1 protein-coding gene and 1 pseudogene are annotated in these 603 nt (G+C 67.2%); both read right to left on the bottom strand.

Translation table 11 applies throughout. The features are described from left to right. A pseudogene (locus tag ACU8YE_RS23960) lies at window positions 1-86 on the bottom strand (sugar ABC transporter ATP-binding protein); the annotation flags it as partial. A gap of 12 nt (window positions 87-98) precedes the next feature. Beyond that, the coding region (locus ACU8YE_RS23965; RefSeq protein WP_446929840.1) for an ABC transporter permease at window positions 99-603 on the bottom strand (505 nt) is incomplete at its 5' end.

Raw genomic sequence — 603 nt, forward strand, 5'->3', positions numbered from 1 at the left:
ACGCCGGACAGCGCGATCACCTTGCCGAAATACTTGCTGACGTTCTCGAGCGCGAGCATCGTATCGTGGGATGCTGGCGTGGACATGCTTGTACTCCGTTACGACTGCGACACGCGGCGGCGCACGTAGTGGTTGAACATCACGGCGACGAGCAGCATCACGCCGAGGAACACGCGGAACCAGTCCGAGCTGATGTTCGTGTAGGTGATGCCGATCTGCACGACGCCGAAGATCAGCGCGCCGAACGCCGCGCCGATCACCGAGCCGTAGCCGCCCGTGAGCAGCGTGCCGCCGATCACCGCGGCGATGATCGCCTCGAATTCCTTTTGCAGCCCGCGGTCGGCCGCGGCCGAGCCGATGTCGGCCACCTGCAGCACGGCGAACAGGCACGCGCAGAAGGCGGTCAGCACGAACAGCGAGATCTTCACGCGGCGCACCGGCACGCCGACGTTCTTCGCCGCGTGCGCGTCGCCGCCCGCGGCGAGGATCCAGTTGCCGTAGCGCGTCTTCGCGAGCACGAACGCGCCGACCGCGGTGACGGCGAGCCACCACAGCAGCACCTTCGGCACGCCGGGCACGTTGTCCACGGTGTCGCCAATCAGC

This window comes from Ralstonia sp. VS2407, from assembly GCF_052950655.1.